Consider the following 15,792-nt stretch of genomic DNA (forward strand, 5'->3'; position numbering starts at 1 on the left):
ATCCTTCCCGGTTACAGCCCCGCTTCCAGACCGTATTTGTACAGGGCGTTCTTTTTCAGGCCGTGGATCTCGGCGGTCAGGGCGGCAGCCTTTTTCAGCCCCAGGTCGGCGCTGAGCAGCGCCAGGGTCTTCAGCGCCGGCACCGGCAGGGCATCGGCCTCCGCCTTGTGCCCGGCCACCATCAGCACGATCTCGCCACGGCAGCGGTTGGCGTCTTCCTTCAGCCAGCCGAGCATCTCTCCGGCCGGCAGGCCATGAATGGATTCAAAGGCTTTGGTCAGCTCACGGGCGACCACCAGACGGCGTTCCGGGCCCATGATGTCCACCAGTGCCGTCACCGTATCGAGCAGGCGGCGGGGGGATTCGTAAAACACCATGGTCCTGGGCTCATCCTTGAGCGCTTCCAGCTTGTCGGTACGCGCCTTGTCTTTTGCCGGCAAAAAGCCTTCGAACACAAAACGATCCGTGGGCAGACCGGCTGCCGACAGGGCGGTGACCGCCGCACAGGGTCCGGGCAGGGCTACCACCTGTACACCGGCCTCGCGACAGCGGTTGACCAGGTGATAGCCCGGGTCGCTGATAAGCGGCGTGCCCGCATCCGACACCAGGGCGATGCTCTTGCCTTCCAGCAGGCGGCCAACAAGCTGCTCGGCCTTGTGTTGCTCGTTATGATCGTGCAACGCCCAAGTGGGTGTGCCAATCTGGTAGTGAGACAGCAGCTTGCCGGTATGCCGGGTGTCCTCGCAGGCGATCACGTCCACCTGGCTCAGAATATCCAGCGCCCGCTGGCTGATGTCTCCCAGGTTTCCGATGGGGGTAGGCACAATATAAAGGGCGGCAGCCTGGCTCATAAGGACTCCTGTGCAAGCAATTGTTTCACCGTCCCGGCCCGATTACACTTAGGACCAGAATGACTCAGCATGGGAAATAAGGGATTGGCAACTCAAACTCAATGGGCCAGTGTAACACGACTGCTGTGCACCCTGGTGCTTTCATCCGTACTCGCCGCCTGTGGTACCGGGCTAATGCAACCAAAGGTGACTCCCGAACCGGCCCCCGACATGTTCAGTCCCCTCAGCCGGCCCGTGGAGCAGTATTTGGCTCAGGCCGACGTCGCCACCGGTGACAACGCCTTCGCCTGGCGAGTGCTGACGGTACGGAGCCTGCTGCAACAAAATCACGTTGCCGAAGCAAAGGCCCGGTTGCAGACCCTGCGTACCGGCGCCACCCTGCAACAAATACCCGTTGTCAGCCTGCTTGAAGCCGCCACCCTGCTGCAGGAAAAACAACCGGGCCAGAGCCTGCAGCGGCTGCTGAGCATAGATGCCCGGCGTCTGCCCTCATCGGGTCAGGCCTATCTGTGGCTGCTGCAAGCCAATGCCTATGAGCAGCAGCAACAGACTCTTGAAGCCGCCAAAGCCCTTGTCGCCCGCCATTCGCTGCTGACCGGTCCCGCCCAGAACAGCAACCGGGAACGTATTTACCAGCTGCTGAGTACCCAGTCCCCCTCCGCCCTGCGTCAGGCACAGGGCAGAAGCAATTCGGCCGACGCCAATGGCTGGTTCCGGCTGATGGCCATTCTCAATGCCGAAGGACTGCCCGCCGCTCAGCGCAACTGGCAACTGCAGTCCTGGAGCAGCAGCTATCCGGAGCACCCGGGCCGGGCTTATCTGCCCGAATCCCTGAGCACCGCTCAGGGACAGTCATTTGATCCTGCCCATATCGCCGTGCTGTTACCCCTGTCCGGTCGCCTGGCCGAACAGGGAGAAGCCATTCGCAACGGCATTCTCAGCGCCAGTCAGGGCCAGTCGGCCCGGGTCAGCTTTTTTGACACTCAGGGCACCGGCATGGCCGCGCTCTACCAGCAGGTCATGCAGGCCGGCGCCGATTTTATTCTCGGCCCCCTGCTCAAGGAAAACGTGGATGCCCTGCTCAAGCAGGATCCGGCCATGCCGGTACTGGCCCTGAACCAGCCAGCCTATCAGCCGGAGCTGGCCGCCTTTTACTACTTTTCCCTGTCCCCCGAAGGAGAAGCTGCCGATGCCGCCCGCCGCATGTGGGACGACGGCCATCGGCAGCCGCTGGTATTTGCACCGGCCAACGAGCTGGGCCGGCGGGTAGCCGCCGAGTTCGATCGTCAGTGGCAGGCCCAGAGCGGCCTCCCCGCCATTCTCGCTTATTTCAGTGATCAGGCCGGCATCGAAGGCGATGTCCGACGGGCCCTGAGCCGCCGGCCCGCCACCGCCGGTCAGGTATTGCCGGTGAACGGTGAACCCGGCCTGGTACCCGAGGCCCGACCGGCCGATTCGGTGTTTATGGTCACCAACGCCGCCGAAACCCGCTATATTCTGCCTTACTTCGATTTTGTGCGGGACAGCCGGGCCGAGCGTCTGCCCACCTATGTCATCTCCCGCAGCTATATTCCTGCCGGTGAAGCCCCCATGGGTGAGCTGGCCGGATTGCGCCTGGCGGACATGCCCTGGCTGTTTGACGGCACGCCTCGGCTGAAGGAAGAAGTGCTGGAGCTGTGGCCCGATGCCGACACCGCCTGGCTCAGGCTGTTCGCCCTGGGTTTTGATGCCAGAACCCTGATACCGCAGCTGCCAGCCCTGCGCCAGGGCGCACCGGCAATACCCGGGCTGACCGGCGAGCTGACGGTATCGCCCGAGGGCGTGCTGCAGCGCCGCCTGCAATGGAGGGAGTACGTCAATGGCAACTGGATTTCCATCGGACAAGAGCCCGGGCAGCAATAAACGCGCCTACGGCGCCATTCACGAGCGCCGGGCCGAAGACTATCTGCAGGCTCAGGGGCTGCAGCCGGTCACCCGTAACTATCAGTGCAAACTGGGTGAGATCGACCTTATTATGCGCCAGGGCAACACCCTGGTGTTTGTGGAAGTACGCTTTCGCCAACGCAGTCAATTTGGCGGCGCGGCGGTGTCGGTTACCCGGGCCAAACAGGCAAAATTGCGCCGCACCGCACTCTGCTATCTGCATATGAAGGGACTGAACGAAGCGCATCAGTCCTGCCGTTTCGACCTGGTCGCCTGTGACGGCGACCAAATCAACTGGATACAAAACGCCTTTTAAGGAGCCTCATGCAGGAAGAAATAAAAGCCAGCTTTACCGAAAGCATTCAGACCAAGATTGCCGCCGCCGAGGCGCTGCCCGACGACATTCTGGCCGCCGCCCAGATGATGGTGATGTGCCTGCTTAACGGCAACAAATTGCTGGTGTGCGGCAACGGCGGCTCCAATGCCCTGGCCCAGCTGTTTGTCAGCGAGCTGATTAACCGCTATGAAACCGAACGCCCGGCATTGCCGGCCATCTGTCTGACCCTGGACACCAGCAGCATCAGCGCCGTGGCCGTGGATCACCACTTCGATGACGCCTATGCCCGCCAGATCAGGGCCCTGGGTCAGGCCGGCGATGTGCTGGTAGTGATTTCCACCAGCGGTCACAGCCGCAACCTGATCAAGGCCGCCGAGGCGGCGCTGAGCCGGGACATGACCATAGTGGCCCTGAGCGGTGGCGACGGCGGCGAGCTGGCGGGCCTGCTTGGCCCCAACGATGTGGAAATACGGGTGCCGGCCCTGCGTGCGCCACGTATTCACGAGGTAAACCTGCTCACCCTTCATTGTTTGTGTGACCTGATTGACCGCACCCTGTTTCCCAGCCAGGAGGACTGACTGAATGAACAAGACACTGGCCGTTATGCTGACGTCACTCACCCTGTTGCAGGGCTGTGCCGGCCTGGTGGCCGCGGGCGGCACCACCGGCGCCAATATGATTACCGACAGACGTACTCTGGGTACCCAGATCAGCGATCAGACCATTGAAATGCGCGCCCTGCACCGCCTGGGTGAAGAAAAACCCATGTGGAACGAAAGCCGCTTTGCGGTGATCACCACCAATGGCAAGGCCCTGCTGATCGGTCAGACCCCCACCGAGGATTACCGGATACGGGCCGAGGAAATTGTACGGAGCGTGCCCGGGGTAAAAGAGGTGTTCAACGAGGTTCGCATCGGCCAGCCCCTCACCCTGACTCAGCAGAGCCGGGACACCTGGCTGACCTCCAAGGTCAAAAGCACCCTGCTGGCGGAAAAGAACATCGACGGCTCCAAGCTCAAGGTAGTGAGCGAGAACGGCGAGGTGTTCCTGATCGGTCTGGTTACTCAAAAGGAAGGCAATATCGCGGTGCAGTTGACCCGCAGCATCGCCGGCGTGCGCCAGGTCATGACCATGTTTGAATACGTGCAGGCGGCGCCCTGAGGCGTGACACATAATAAAAAACGCAGCCAGATGGCTGCGTTTTTTATTACTTGATGACCTTGAGGTTGGGTCTGCCCTTTTTGGGCTGAGGCGATTCCATCTCGGGTGGCGAGGCCGGCTGATCTTCCTCACTGGCCGCTTCCAGCCAGGCCTCATAGGCCGGCTCCGGCGGAAAGAAGGTGCCGGCACCGTTTTCACGGGCCTGAATGGCCACCACTGCCGCCATGGGAATATAGACCTGCAGCGGCTGACCGCCAAAACGGGCATTAAAGCTGACCGCTTCGTTGTCCATGTGCAGGCCCACCACGGCACTGGGTGAGATATTCAGCACAATCTGACCGTCATTCACATACTGGTGTGGCACCTCGGTATGAGGAACCTCGGCGTTTACCAGCAGGTGCGGGGTCAGTTCATTGTCCAGCAGCCAGTCGTAGAAGGCCCGCAGCACATAGGGACGACTGGGGGTCATCTCTTCCATGGTCAAACCTTGCCGCCCATATCGCGCTCGGCTTCGGTGAGCGAGGCCTGGAAGGAATCACGCTCAAACAGGCGAACCATGTAGGCCTTGATCTCCTTGGCACCACGACCGGACAGCTCGATCCCCAGAGAAGGCAGCCGCCACAGCAGCGGAGCCATGTAGCAGTCGACCAGGCTGAATTCTTCACTCATGAAGAAGGGATACTCGGCAAATACCGGCGCAATGGCCAGCAGCGCCTCACGCAGCTCCTTGCGGGCCTCATCGGCCTTGTCACCACGCTGAATGCGGGCCACCAGCGAATACCAGTCCTGATCGATGCGGTGCATCATCAGCCGGCTGTTGCCCCGGGCCACCGGATACACCGGCATCAGCGGCGGATGAGGAAAACGCTCATCCAGGTATTCCATAATGATGCGAGACTCATAAAGCACCAACTCACGGTCAACCAGGGTCGGTACGGTACCGTAGGGGTTCAGCTCCAGCATGTCCTCGGGCAGGCTGTCAGGCTCAACCTGACTGATCTCTACACTGACGCCTTTTTCCGCCAGCACAATACGAGCCTGATGGCTGTAGATGTCATCGGCGCCCGAAAACAGCGTCATAATGGAACGTTTGTTGGCCGCAACTGCCATTGAATCCTCCAGAAATCAAAAATGGGAACGGCAATGGAAGCATTATACCCCCATTGCCGTTCACCTGCTCAGCTCAGACGACGTCTGTTCAGTGAACGTCCCGCCAGTATTCCTTCTTCAGCAAATAGGCAATGACGAAGAAGATGGCCAGGAAGCCCAGTACCCAGTAGCCGAGGCGCTGGCGCTCCAGCTTGACCGGCTCACCTGAATACACCAGGAAGTTGACGATATCCAGTACCGCCTGGTCATATTCGCCGGCGGTCAGTTCGCCGTTGCCATCAGATTTGATGCCTACCGGAGTCACCACTTCCACACCGTCAACGGTACGGGTCTCGGTTTCCAGCCGGGCACTGCCCTGCAGCGGCTCCAGCACGTGAGGCATGCCCACAGACGGGAACACCAGGTTGTTCACACCAAACGGGCGGCTGTCGTCCTTGTAGAAGGAACGCAGGTAGGTGTACAGCCAGTCGGCACCACGAACCCGGGCCACCAGAGTCAGATCCGGCGGCGCGGCGCCAAACCAGTTGGCGGCATCCTTCTCGGGAATGGCATTCTCCATCAGGTCGCCGATGGCCACGCCGGTGAAGTTCAGGTTGGCCTGCATCACGTCTTCCGGAATGCCCAGATCCTCGGCCACGCGGTTGTAGCGCTGATACTGAGTGCTGTGACAGCCTGAACAGTAGTTCATGAACAACTTGGCGCCGTTTTGCAGCGAAGCCTTGTCGGTCAGGTCATAGTCCGCCTCGTCGAGGTGAACATTGCTGCCAGCGGCAAAGGTCAGGGCCGGCAACAGCGCAAATAATGCAACAACTATCCTTTTCATTTGAACGTTACCCTCTCTGGCAGCGGCTTGGTTTTTTCGTTTTTGCTGTAGAAGAACAACAGCACGAAGAAGGCGAAATAGCCGAACGAAGTCACCTGGGCCAGCAGCGTCAGTACCGGCGTGGACGGCAGTGCGCCCAGAATACCCAGAATGATAAAGCAGATCACAAACTGAACGATGTTCAGCAGGTGCAGCTTGCTGCGGTAGCGGAAGGAACGCACCTTGCAGCGATCCAGCCAGGGCAGTACGAACAGCACGGCAATGGACAGGCCCATCAGGATAACACCCATCAGCTTGTCGGGTACCGCACGCAGAATGGCGTAGAACGGAGTGAAGTACCATACCGGCGCAATATGCTCGGGGGTCTTCAGGCCGTTGGCTGCCTCAAAGTTCGGCGCTTCCAGGAAGTAGCCGCCGCCTTCGGGCATAAAGAAGATCACAAAGGCGAAGAAGAACAGGAATCCGGCCACACCCACTATGTCTTTTACGGTGTAGTAGGGATGGAAGGGAATGGCGTCTTTCGGCCAGCCGTTCTCGTCCTTGTTTTTCTTGATGTCGATACCGTCGGGGTTGTTGGAGCCCACTTCGTGCAGCGCGACGATGTGCAGGAACACCAGGATCACCAGCACCAGCGGCAGGGCAATCACGTGCAGCGCGAAGAAGCGGGTCAGGGTGGCACCGGAGATAACATAGTCACCACGGATCCACAGGGTCAGATCGTCTCCGATCACCGGAATGGCGCCGAACAGCGAGATAATGACCTGAGCACCCCAGAACGACATCTGACCCCAGGGCAGCAGGTAGCCCATAAAGGCTTCCGCCATCAGCACCAGGAAGATCAGCATGCCGAACAACCACAGCAGTTCGCGGGGCTTCTGGTAGGAGCCGTAGATAAGACCGCGGAACATGTGCAGGTAGACCACCACGAAGAAGGCGGAGGCACCGGTACTGTGCATGTAGCGCAGCAGCCAGCCGTATTCCACGTCCCGCATGATGTATTCGATAGAGGCAAAGGCGCCCTCACCGGACGGGTTGTAGTTCATGGTCAGCCAGATACCGGTGAGGATCTGGTTCACCAGTACCAGCATGGCCAGGGAGCCAAAAAAGTACCAGAAGTTGAAGTTCTTGGGCGCGGGATACTGACCTACGTGCTTGTTGTAGGTCGCTGTCATCGGAATGCGCTCGTCGATCCAGCTTACGAGTTTACCCAGCATGGTGTTAGGCTCCTTCCTTGTCTTCACCCACCAGAATGGTGGTGTCGTTGACATAGTAATAAGGGGGGATGACCAGGTTCAGCGGAGCGGGAACCCCCTGGAACACGCGGCCGGCCATGTCAAACTTGGAGCCGTGACAGGGGCAGAAAAAGCCGGCGCTTACGCCCTGCACCTGCTCGCCAAAGCTGTCTGGCAGATAGGTGGGCGAACAGCCCAGGTGAGTACACAGACCCACGGCCACAAACACCTCGGGCTTGATGGAACGGTAGGCGTTCTGGGCATAACCCGGCTGTTGCGGCTGCTCGGAGGCAGGATCCCGCAGCTGGTTGTCATGCTTGGGCAGGCCGTCCAGGATCTCCTGACTGCGGCGCACGACCCACACCGGCTTGCCCCGCCACTCTACCCGGATCAACTGACCGGGTTCCATTTTGCTGATATCAACTTCTACCGGGGCGCCGGCGGCTTTCGCCTTGGCGCTGGGGTTCCACGATGCGATAAAGGGCACAGCGGCAAAAGCAGCTCCGACCCCACCCACAACTGTGGTTGACCAGGTCAGAAACCTGCGGCGACCGGTATCAACTGGCGCATTGCTCATCCAAAAACTCTCCCATTTGGTCTCCGCACATTTATTTTTTCATTCCATGCATTGATACTGCGATGTGACAATCGCGGCGGATATTCTGGTTTCAATTGCCACAAAAAACCCGGAAATTCTAATGAAAAGCGCGCTCTTTTACAAGGACGCGCACTGTGTCACAGCTCTCGAATATCGGGCCTAAAGTTGTTTCAAATCAACACATAAACAACAAACTTTCATACTGCCCAAACAACGTCAGACAATAAAAAAGCCCGGATAAACCGGGCTTTGAAATACAAGACTGCTGTCCCAATTAACGCTTGGAGAACTGGGGACGCTTGCGCGCCTTGTGCAGACCAACTTTCTTACGCTCAACGCGACGGGCGTCACGGGTCACGAAGCCGGCCTTGCGCAGGGCACCGCGCAGGGTTTCGTCATACTGCATCAGCGCACGGGTAATGCCGTGGCGGATGGCGCCAGCCTGACCGGAGATACCACCACCGGATACAGTGATGTACAGGTCCAGCTTCTCGCTCAGCTCGGTCAGTTCCAGCGGCTGACGAACCACCATGCGGGCGGTTTCACGACCGAAATACTGATCCAGTGAACGCTGGTTGATAACGATGTTACCGCTGCCCGCTTTTACGAATACGCGCGCAGTGGAGCTTTTGCGACGGCCGGTACCGTAGTATTGAGTTTCTGCCATTTGCCTAATCCCGCCTTAGATGTCCAGTACTTGAGGTTGTTGCGCAGCATGGTTGTGCTGGCTGCCCGCATAGACTTTCATCTTGCGGTACATGGCACGACCCAGGGGGCCGCGGGGCAGCATGCCGCGTACGGCAGACTCGATTACCATCTCGGGCTTGCGGTCGATCAGCTTTTCAAAGCTGATGGACTTGATGCCACCCGGAAAACCGGAGTGGGAGTAGTAAATCTTGTCAGAGGCCTTGTTACCGGTAACCTGTACCTTCTCGGCATTGATTACGATGATGTAGTCACCGCAGTCAACGTGAGGAGTAAATTCCGGCTTGTGCTTACCGCGCAGGCGGCGGGCGATCTCGGTGGCCAGACGACCCAGAGTTTTGCCCTCTGCATCAACAACATACCAGTCACGCTTGACGGTTTCTGGCTTAGCAACAAAAGTTTTCATGGATGAACCCAAATTACTGAAAATGAATCCTACACTTGCGCACATGCGCAAAACACGACCAGACCCCCTACCCCTTCGAGTAGTTGTCTGCTTACTGTGATGCCACCTTATCGGCGGCTGTGTAACGTGGGCCGGGCGATTATAGGTAAAGTTGCCTTAAAAATCACCTGCTAATTTCAATGCCCGTTGAAACCGGCCGGCTCGCCCGCCCTTCCCCCGGTCATGCCTCGGATCGGGGGCGCATATTGTGACTAAGGAAGGTGCTCTCTGGCAAGATATTCGTGGGACTGCATTTCGGTCAGCCGCGACAGGCAGCGCCGGAATTCAAAATTGAGCCGCCCTTCTCCGTACAATTGCTCCATGGGCACCGCCGCCGAGATGATCAGCTTGACGTGGCGCTCATAGAACTCATCCACCATGGCGATAAAGCGCCGGGCGGCATCGTCGGTGTCCAGCCCCATGGGCTGCACGTCCGCCAGTAATACCGTGTGATAGCAGCGGGCCAGCTCGATGTAGTCAAGCTGGGAGCGGGCGGTGCAGCACAGCTCCTCAAACCCGATATAAAGCACGCCGTCCCCCTCGGCAATGGTGGACAACCGGCGGTGATTGACTTCAATGACGCCCCCCCAGCGCCCCGGCTCGTTACTCAGGCGGGCAAAATACTGCTCCAGATTGGCACTGGCCTGAGCGTCGAGGGGGTAATGATAAATTTCCGCCTGTTGCAGGGTGCGCAGCCGGTAATCGGTACCCGAGTCCACGTTGACCACCTCGCAGTTGGCCTTGATCAGGGCAATGGCCGGCAAAAAGCGGGCCCGCTGCAGGCCGTTGCGATACAGCTCGTCCGGGGGAATATTGGAGGTGGCCACCAGGATCACGCCGTGGCCGAACAGATATTCAAACAGAGTGCCGAGGATCATGGCATCGGTGATATCCGACACGAAAAACTCGTCAAAGCAGATCACCCGGGCGTCCCGGGCCAGCCGCTCGGCCACGGTTTTAAGGGGATCCGGCTGTCCCTTCAGGCTTTGCAGCTCGTCATGCACCCGCACCATAAAACGGTGAAAGTGCACCCTGAGCTTGCGATCAAAGGGCAGACAGTCGTAAAAGGTATCCATCAGATAGGTCTTGCCCCGCCCTACGCCGCCCCAGAAATAGAGGCCGCGAATGGACTGGGCCGGCGCTTCGCCGCGGCCGGTGAGCCGCTGCCACAGGCTGGGCCGGGGCATTGCGGCCGGAGGCGCGGTCAGTTCATCATAGAGGCGCTGCAGATGGGACACCGCTTCGGCCTGAGCCGGGTCGTGAACAAAATCGGAGCGGGCCAGATCCGCCTGGTATTTGCTGCTCGGAGTCATGCCTGTCAGTAAAAGGATGCGTGTGGTCACCAGTGTATGGTCAGCTTGATAGCCGGGCAAGAAGTGGGCGGCAGAGGCTTGATCTTCCACACAAAAAGCACAATTAATGAAAACAGCGCCGTTTGACACGCCGGCACGGAACTCTGCTCACGGCGGTGAGTCTGAACACTCAATTTACGGCATTTATCTTTTTGAATATTGAGGAGCATGTGCATGAAAGGTCGACTCCCCCTGGTTTCCGCCCTGGCCCTGAGCATGGGTCTGGCCATCCTTCCCTCGGCTCAGGCCGCCCTGCCCTTTGGCGCCGGCAGCGAGATCAACAGCCTGGCGCCGGTGGTGGAAAAGGTCAGCCCCGGTGTGGTCAATATTTCGGTATCCGGCAGCAAGGTCAGCCGCCAGGTACTGCCCGAGCCGTTCCGCTTTTTCTTTGGCCCCAATGTGCCCGGCGAACAGGTGCGGGAGCGACCCTTTCAGGCTCTGGGCTCGGGGGTGATCATCGATGCCGACAAGGGCTATGTGATCACCAACAATCACGTCATTGAAGACGCCGACAAGATACTCATCACCCTGATCGATGGTCAGGAATACGAAGCCGAACTGATCGGTGCCGACAAGGAATCCGACATCGCCCTGCTCAAAGTGGATGCAAAAGATCTGGTGGAAATCGGCTTTGCCGACTCCGACAAGCTCAGGGTGGGTGATTTCGCCATCGCCATCGGCAATCCCTTTGGTCTGGGCCAGACCGTGACCACGGGCGTCATCAGTGCGCTGGGTCGCACCGGCCTGAACGTGGAAAACCTGGAAAACTTTATTCAGACCGACGCCGCCATCAACTCCGGTAACTCCGGCGGCGCCCTGCTGGATATGGAAGGGAATCTGGTCGGTATCAACACCGCCATTCTCGGTCCGGGCGGCGGCAACATTGGTATCGGCTTTGCCATTCCCGCCAACATGGTAAAAAACCTGGCGGATCAGATCCTGGAATACGGTGAAGTTCGCCGGGGCGTACTGGGTGTGATGGGCGGTGAACTCACTTCCGAGCTGGCCCGCACCTTTGGCTACCGCAGCCAGCACGGTGCCTTTGTCAGCCAGGTGCTGGAAGACTCCGCCGCTGACAAGGCCGGACTCAAGGCCGGTGATATCATCATCAGCCTGGACGGCAAACCAATACGCTCCTTTGGCGAGCTGCGCGCCAAGGTGGCCACCATGGGGGCAGACCGCACCGTCAAGCTGGGCCTGTTCCGGGACGGCAAGGAAAAAACCGTCGAGGTCACCCTGGATCATGCCAGTGAACAGAAAGTCGCGGCCAACACCCTGCACCGGGCACTGGAAGGCGCATCCCTGGCCAACAGTGACAGCAAGGATGGCGTACGTGGCGTCAAGGTCACCGAGGTCACGCCACGCACGCCCGCGGCAATGGCCGGCCTGGAAGAAGGCGACATCATTATCGGCGTTAACCGCCAGCGGGTGAAAGAGCTGGGCGAACTGCGCCAGATCATCGACGCCAAGCCGGAGGTGCTGGCCCTGAATATTCAGCGCGGCAACTCTTCCATCTATCTGGTTCTGAGATAACTTACTGACTGTAAAGGGAGTCTGCCGCCGGCTGACTCCCATCTCCGGCCGGTTATGTTATGCTTGGTGGACCCAGAAACCACCACGTCATGCCATGCGGCCAGCCACCCTTTTCAAATACAGTCTTCAGGGCGTGTTCTACGGCGTGCTGATGGCCGTGCTGCTGTTATTACTGTTTCCCCAGCTGCGTACCCAGTCCCTTGAGCACTGGTTGCGCAACCCCCAGAGCAGTGTCACCAGTTTTGCCTATGCCGCCGCCCGGGCCGGGCCCGCCGTGGTCAATATCTATACCCGCAGCTTTCAGCATCAAGGGTCCAGCCCGGAGCTGAGCGCCACCGGCCTGGGCTCAGGGGTGATCATGTCGCCCAAAGGTTACGTTCTCACCAATTTTCATGTGATCGCCGAGGCCGATCAGGTCATAGTGGCACTGCAGGATGGCCGCATTATCGCCGCCAAGGTGATCGGTTTTGATGTGCCCACGGATCTGGCGGTGCTGAAGATCGATGCCGACCGGCTGCCGGCCATTCCCCAGAGTCAGGATCTCAACCCTCAGGTAGGCGATATTGTGCTGGCCATCGGCAACCCCTATAACGTGGGCCAGACCATTACTCAGGGCATCATCAGCGCCACCGGCCGCACCGGCCTGTCAAGCATGGGCCCCGACAGCAACGGCCGTCAGGATCTGCTGCAGACCGACGCCGCCATCAACGCCGGTAATTCCGGCGGTGCCCTGGTCAATGTGTATGGTGAGCTGGTGGGCATCAATACCGCTTCATTTCAGAGCGTGGCCCATCAGGAAAGCTACGGCATCAGCTTTGCCATTCCCTACGCCCTGGCGACCCGCATTATGGAGGAGCTGATCGCCAACGGCCGGGTCATTCGGGGCTATCTGGGCATCGGTGGCGCCGATATTCCGCCGGTCATGGCCCGGCTGCTGAATCTGGAGCAGCAGGCCGGTATCTATGTCGACAATGTCAGCCCGGATGCGCCGGCAGATCGGGCCGGCATCATCAGCGGCGATGTGCTGCTGGCCATAGACGGCAAGGAGATCGTCAATACCCGGCACGCCATGGACATGGTGGCGGAAACCCGCCCGGGCACGGAAGTCAGTATTACCCTGCTGCGCGAGGGAAAAATGCTGACCCTGCCGGTGCAGATCGAGGAAGATCGCCGCTTTCAGCGCCTGAGGTAAGTGAGATGAGAGGAGTGAGGGGTGAGGCAGAGATGGTTTGGCACCTGTCTCCTTACGCCTCACTCCTCACGATAGATTACGCCTTGATACGCTCGATTTGTCCGCCCAGGGCGGACAGCTTGTCTTCGATAACCTCGTAACCGCGGTCGATATGGTAGATGCGATCCACGATAGTGGTGCCTTCCGCCACAAAACCGGCCAGCACCAGGCTGGCAGAGGCGCGCAGATCCGTGGCCATCACGGTGGCGCCGGTGAGTTGCTCGGTATCGCCGCAAATGGCCAGGTTGCCATTCAGCTCAATGTTGGCGCCCATGCGGTTAAGTTCGGGCACGTGCATAAAGCGGTTTTCAAAAATGGTCTCGGTGACCCGGCCCACCCCCTTGGCCACGGCATTGAGCACGGTGAACTGGGCCTGCATGTCGGTAGGAAAGGCCGGATAGGGCGCGGTCTTGATGTCCACCGGCTTGAGAGTACGGCCGGTCATATCGAGGCGAATCCAGTCTTCTCCGGTTTCCACCAAGGCACCCGCTTCCCTGAGCTTGACCAGCACGGCTTCCAGCAGGTGCGGATCCGTGTTGCGGCAGGTGATGTCACCGCCGGTGACCGCAGCCCCCACCAGAAAGGTGCCGGTTTCAATGCGATCCGGCTGCACGCTGTAACTGCCGCCGTGCAAGGCCTCGACGCCGTCGATAATCAGGGTGTCCTGACCAATGCCCTGAATGTTGGCGCCCAAGGCATTGAGGAAGTGAGCCAGATCCACCACTTCCGGCTCCCGGGCCGCGTTTTCGATAATGGTCCGGCCTTCCGCCAGCACCGCCGCCATCATCAGGTTTTCGGTGCCGGTCACGCTGACCATATCCATCAGAATGTGAGCGCCTTTCAGCCGGCCATCAACCCGGGCCTTGATATAACCGTCTTCAACACGGATCTTCGCGCCCATTTGCTCCAGGCCGTGAATATGCAGGTTGACCGGGCGGGCGCCGATGGCGCAACCGCCGGGCAGGGACACATCGGCCTTGCCGAATTTGGCCACCAGCGGCCCCAGCGCCAGAATGGAGGCGCGCATGGTGCGCACCAGCTCATAAGGGGCAATGTGGCTGTTGACCGCGCCGGCAAGCACGGTGACATCACCATTGACCTTCACGTCCACGCCCATGGAGGCCAGCAGCTGAAGCGTGGTGTCCACGTCTTTCAGCCGGGGCACGTTGGCGAGATGTACCGCCTCATCACACAGCAGGGTGCCGAACAATATGGGCAGGGCGGCGTTCTTGGCGCCGGAGATGGTCACTTCACCGGCGAGCCGGCAGGGGCCCTGAATTCTGAACTTGTCCATTCGCGCTCCTGTCAGGACGGCATGATAAATTTACGCTCCCGGGCCCACCGCTCGGGAGTAAAGGTCTTGATGCTGAGGGCATGAATGGCGTTCTGGGCAATCAGATCCGCCAGCGGGCCATTGATGGCCTGCTGACACTTGACCCGGCTCATGTCGGCGAATATTTCGGACACGGCAATCACCTGAAAGTGGTCACCTTCGCTTTTGACATACAGCTCGTCCAGCTCCAGGGCTTCGCGCAGCCGGCGTTCTACTTCGTTATTCAGATCCATGTTGGCTCCGGGAATCGTTCTTGGGCAGGTCAAACAAGGAGCCTACCCCATACAAATCGGCAAGGGGATAAAAACTGTCGGGAGGTGAGCTCAGCGCCAGCCGCTTGTCGCGGCTTGCCAGCGCCTGGCTCCACTGTACCAGCAACGCCAGCCCGACCGAGTCGATGCGTTCGACGCCACTCAGATCGGCCGTGGTGTCGGCAAACAGGGTATCACGCTCCGCCCACCAGGCGGGCAATTGCTCACGGGTCAGGGATCGGGTGAGTTTCATTGCACTGTTTCCAGCGGGGTCACCGGCTTGCTGGTCAGCTCACGCAGCTGACCACTGACCGCATCAATGCCCTTCTGGCGGATAAGACCACTGAGCTCCGACTGCTTGGCGGAGAGCAGGCTGATGCCTTCGGCGATCATGTCGAACACCTTCCATTCGCCGGTGCGCTTGTTCTTGCGCAACTTGAACTCCAGCTTGATCTCGGGCTTGTTCGGTTCCAGCACAGTAACCGGTACCGTGGCCTGCTCATCCTTGGGACCAACCTGCCCCTTGCCGATGCTCACTGTCTGCTGCTTGTAGGCAGCCAGGGCATCGGCGTAGGTCACCACCAGATAGTCGCTGAAAGCCTCGACAAAACGCTCACGCTGTTCGGAAGTGGTCTGTTTCAGCTGGCTGCCAATCACACGAAAGGCGGAATAGCGCACGTCCACCGCCGGCAGCATTTCTTCCCGCACTATGGTGCGCAGGTGCTCGGGATTGGCCGAAATCTCACTCTGTTCCTGCTCGAGCCGGTCAAAGGTACGCTGGGCCACCTGATCCACCAGCACATAGGGATCGCTGCCGGCCATGGCCGGCAGCGCAAACAGGCCGGTCAGCACCAGCAGCCAGGACATCAGTTGTCTTTTCATGATTCCTCCTCGGGAATACGCCGGT

19 protein-coding genes are annotated in these 15,792 nt (G+C 59.5%); 6 read left to right on the forward strand and 13 right to left on the reverse strand.

All coding sequences use genetic code 11. The annotated features are described in order from the left end of the window. Nucleotides 1-11 precede the first annotated feature (11 nt). The gene (rsmI, locus tag DA373_RS03245; protein WP_107850917.1) at nucleotides 12-851 is read right to left on the reverse strand and encodes a 16S rRNA (cytidine(1402)-2'-O)-methyltransferase; all 840 of its coding nucleotides are present in this window, start codon (nucleotides 849-851) and stop codon (nucleotides 12-14) included. A gap of 174 nt (nucleotides 852-1,025) precedes the next feature. Here rsmI and DA373_RS03250 point away from each other — a divergent pair, with 174 nt between their 5' ends. Genes DA373_RS03250 through dolP form a run of 4 tightly spaced genes read left to right on the forward strand, consistent with a single transcriptional unit; the run spans nucleotide 1,026 to nucleotide 4,272 of the window. Continuing rightward, nucleotides 1,026-2,753: a penicillin-binding protein activator gene (locus tag DA373_RS03250; RefSeq protein ID WP_232821177.1), complete on the forward strand. Its 1,728-nt coding sequence runs from the start codon at nucleotides 1,026-1,028 to the stop codon at nucleotides 2,751-2,753. After that, nucleotides 2,710-3,090 (forward strand): YraN family protein, encoded by a 381-nt coding sequence (locus DA373_RS03255; protein WP_107850919.1) that lies wholly within the window; start codon nucleotides 2,710-2,712, stop codon nucleotides 3,088-3,090. The genes DA373_RS03250 and DA373_RS03255 overlap by 44 nt, the downstream gene beginning before the upstream one ends. Before the next feature lie 8 nt (nucleotides 3,091-3,098). Then, nucleotides 3,099-3,689: a D-sedoheptulose-7-phosphate isomerase gene (locus tag DA373_RS03260; RefSeq protein WP_107850920.1), complete on the forward strand. Its 591-nt coding sequence runs from the start codon at nucleotides 3,099-3,101 to the stop codon at nucleotides 3,687-3,689. Nucleotides 3,690-3,693: 4 nt separating this feature from the next. Beyond that, the gene (dolP, locus tag DA373_RS03265; protein ID WP_107850921.1) at nucleotides 3,694-4,272 is read left to right on the forward strand and encodes a division/outer membrane stress-associated lipid-binding lipoprotein; all 579 of its coding nucleotides are present in this window, start codon (nucleotides 3,694-3,696) and stop codon (nucleotides 4,270-4,272) included. A gap of 46 nt (nucleotides 4,273-4,318) precedes the next feature. Here the strand turns inward: dolP and DA373_RS03270 are convergent, their stop codons facing one another. From DA373_RS03270 to zapE, 8 genes are all read right to left on the reverse strand, one after another. Beyond that, a complete protein-coding gene (locus DA373_RS03270; RefSeq protein WP_198650224.1) occupies nucleotides 4,319-4,741 on the reverse strand; it encodes a ClpXP protease specificity-enhancing factor in 423 nt (140 codons plus the stop codon). A gap of 11 nt (nucleotides 4,742-4,752) precedes the next feature. Next, complete coding sequence (sspA, locus tag DA373_RS03275) at nucleotides 4,753-5,382, reverse strand: stringent starvation protein SspA (RefSeq protein WP_107850923.1); 630 nt, start codon at nucleotides 5,380-5,382, stop codon at nucleotides 4,753-4,755. A gap of 88 nt (nucleotides 5,383-5,470) precedes the next feature. Next, nucleotides 5,471-6,205 carry a cytochrome c1 gene (locus DA373_RS03280; RefSeq protein ID WP_107850924.1) on the reverse strand — a complete coding sequence of 245 codons (735 nt, stop codon included), beginning with the start codon at nucleotides 6,203-6,205 and terminating at the stop codon, nucleotides 5,471-5,473. Then, complete coding sequence (locus DA373_RS03285; RefSeq protein ID WP_107850925.1) at nucleotides 6,202-7,419, reverse strand: cytochrome b; 1,218 nt, start codon at nucleotides 7,417-7,419, stop codon at nucleotides 6,202-6,204. The genes DA373_RS03280 and DA373_RS03285 overlap by 4 nt, the downstream gene beginning before the upstream one ends. A gap of 4 nt (nucleotides 7,420-7,423) precedes the next feature. After that, nucleotides 7,424-8,014: a ubiquinol-cytochrome c reductase iron-sulfur subunit gene (gene petA, locus DA373_RS03290; RefSeq protein WP_107850926.1), complete on the reverse strand. Its 591-nt coding sequence runs from the start codon at nucleotides 8,012-8,014 to the stop codon at nucleotides 7,424-7,426. Nucleotides 8,015-8,309: 295 nt separating this feature from the next. After that, nucleotides 8,310-8,702, reverse strand: a complete 393-nt coding sequence (rpsI, locus tag DA373_RS03295; RefSeq protein ID WP_094278007.1) for a 30S ribosomal protein S9 — start codon at nucleotides 8,700-8,702, stop codon at nucleotides 8,310-8,312. Between the two features lie 15 nt (nucleotides 8,703-8,717). Beyond that, nucleotides 8,718-9,146, reverse strand: coding sequence for a 50S ribosomal protein L13 (rplM, locus tag DA373_RS03300; protein WP_107850927.1), 429 nt, complete (start codon nucleotides 9,144-9,146; stop codon nucleotides 8,718-8,720). A 251-nt stretch (nucleotides 9,147-9,397) separates the two neighbouring features. Continuing rightward, nucleotides 9,398-10,498: a cell division protein ZapE gene (zapE, locus tag DA373_RS03305; RefSeq protein ID WP_107850928.1), complete on the reverse strand. Its 1,101-nt coding sequence runs from the start codon at nucleotides 10,496-10,498 to the stop codon at nucleotides 9,398-9,400. Between the two features lie 213 nt (nucleotides 10,499-10,711). Here zapE and DA373_RS03310 point away from each other — a divergent pair, with 213 nt between their 5' ends. Together DA373_RS03310 and degS are read left to right on the forward strand one after the other, a co-directional pair. Then, nucleotides 10,712-12,070, forward strand: a complete 1,359-nt coding sequence (locus tag DA373_RS03310; protein WP_107850929.1) for a Do family serine endopeptidase — start codon at nucleotides 10,712-10,714, stop codon at nucleotides 12,068-12,070. Between the two features lie 94 nt (nucleotides 12,071-12,164). Next, on the forward strand, nucleotides 12,165-13,262 hold the full coding sequence (gene degS / locus DA373_RS03315; RefSeq protein WP_107850930.1) for an outer membrane-stress sensor serine endopeptidase DegS: 1,098 nt from the start codon (nucleotides 12,165-12,167) through the stop codon (nucleotides 13,260-13,262). A gap of 76 nt (nucleotides 13,263-13,338) precedes the next feature. On the opposite strand, the gene murA is transcribed toward degS, so the two are convergent. Genes murA through mlaC form a run of 4 tightly spaced genes read right to left on the reverse strand, consistent with a single transcriptional unit; the run spans nucleotide 13,339 to nucleotide 15,770 of the window. Then, nucleotides 13,339-14,595 (reverse strand): UDP-N-acetylglucosamine 1-carboxyvinyltransferase, encoded by a 1,257-nt coding sequence (gene murA / locus DA373_RS03320; protein ID WP_107850931.1) that lies wholly within the window; start codon nucleotides 14,593-14,595, stop codon nucleotides 13,339-13,341. An 11-nt stretch (nucleotides 14,596-14,606) separates the two neighbouring features. After that, entirely contained in the window at nucleotides 14,607-14,867 is a 261-nt protein-coding gene (locus DA373_RS03325; protein ID WP_107850932.1) for a BolA family protein, read from the reverse strand. Then, nucleotides 14,854-15,138 (reverse strand): STAS domain-containing protein, encoded by a 285-nt coding sequence (locus tag DA373_RS03330; protein ID WP_107850933.1) that lies wholly within the window; start codon nucleotides 15,136-15,138, stop codon nucleotides 14,854-14,856. The genes DA373_RS03325 and DA373_RS03330 overlap by 14 nt, the downstream gene beginning before the upstream one ends. Continuing rightward, nucleotides 15,135-15,770, reverse strand: a complete 636-nt coding sequence (gene mlaC / locus DA373_RS03335; protein ID WP_408635745.1) for a phospholipid-binding protein MlaC — start codon at nucleotides 15,768-15,770, stop codon at nucleotides 15,135-15,137. Before mlaC ends, DA373_RS03330 begins: the two co-directional genes overlap by 4 nt. Nucleotides 15,771-15,792 lie beyond the last annotated feature (22 nt).

Source organism: Oceanimonas marisflavi (assembly GCF_003049725.1).
Lineage (GTDB): Bacteria > Pseudomonadota > Gammaproteobacteria > Enterobacterales > Aeromonadaceae > Oceanimonas > Oceanimonas marisflavi.

Excerpts from the sequence above, each read along its gene's own strand:
- rsmI (WP_107850917.1), bottom strand. The coding sequence starts at position 851 with ATGAGCCAGGCTGCCGCCCTTTATATTGTGCCTACCCCCATCGGAAAC.
- DA373_RS03250 (WP_232821177.1), top strand. The coding sequence starts at position 1,026 with ATGCAACCAAAGGTGACTCCCGAACCGGCCCCCGACATGTTCAGTCCC.
- DA373_RS03255 (WP_107850919.1), top strand. The coding sequence starts at position 2,710 with ATGGCAACTGGATTTCCATCGGACAAGAGCCCGGGCAGCAATAAACGC.
- DA373_RS03260 (WP_107850920.1), top strand. The coding sequence starts at position 3,099 with ATGCAGGAAGAAATAAAAGCCAGCTTTACCGAAAGCATTCAGACCAAG.
- dolP (WP_107850921.1), top strand. The coding sequence starts at position 3,694 with ATGAACAAGACACTGGCCGTTATGCTGACGTCACTCACCCTGTTGCAG.
- DA373_RS03270 (WP_198650224.1), bottom strand. The coding sequence starts at position 4,741 with ATGACCCCCAGTCGTCCCTATGTGCTGCGGGCCTTCTACGACTGGCTG.
- sspA (WP_107850923.1), bottom strand. The coding sequence starts at position 5,382 with ATGGCAGTTGCGGCCAACAAACGTTCCATTATGACGCTGTTTTCGGGC.
- DA373_RS03280 (WP_107850924.1), bottom strand. The coding sequence starts at position 6,205 with ATGAAAAGGATAGTTGTTGCATTATTTGCGCTGTTGCCGGCCCTGACC.
- DA373_RS03285 (WP_107850925.1), bottom strand. The coding sequence starts at position 7,419 with ATGCTGGGTAAACTCGTAAGCTGGATCGACGAGCGCATTCCGATGACA.
- petA (WP_107850926.1), bottom strand. The coding sequence starts at position 8,014 with ATGAGCAATGCGCCAGTTGATACCGGTCGCCGCAGGTTTCTGACCTGG.
- rpsI (WP_094278007.1), bottom strand. The coding sequence starts at position 8,702 with ATGGCAGAAACTCAATACTACGGTACCGGCCGTCGCAAAAGCTCCACT.
- rplM (WP_107850927.1), bottom strand. The coding sequence starts at position 9,146 with ATGAAAACTTTTGTTGCTAAGCCAGAAACCGTCAAGCGTGACTGGTAT.
- zapE (WP_107850928.1), bottom strand. The coding sequence starts at position 10,498 with ATGACTCCGAGCAGCAAATACCAGGCGGATCTGGCCCGCTCCGATTTT.
- DA373_RS03310 (WP_107850929.1), top strand. The coding sequence starts at position 10,712 with ATGAAAGGTCGACTCCCCCTGGTTTCCGCCCTGGCCCTGAGCATGGGT.
- degS (WP_107850930.1), top strand. The coding sequence starts at position 12,165 with ATGCGGCCAGCCACCCTTTTCAAATACAGTCTTCAGGGCGTGTTCTAC.
- murA (WP_107850931.1), bottom strand. The coding sequence starts at position 14,595 with ATGGACAAGTTCAGAATTCAGGGCCCCTGCCGGCTCGCCGGTGAAGTG.
- DA373_RS03325 (WP_107850932.1), bottom strand. The coding sequence starts at position 14,867 with ATGGATCTGAATAACGAAGTAGAACGCCGGCTGCGCGAAGCCCTGGAG.
- DA373_RS03330 (WP_107850933.1), bottom strand. The coding sequence starts at position 15,138 with ATGAAACTCACCCGATCCCTGACCCGTGAGCAATTGCCCGCCTGGTGG.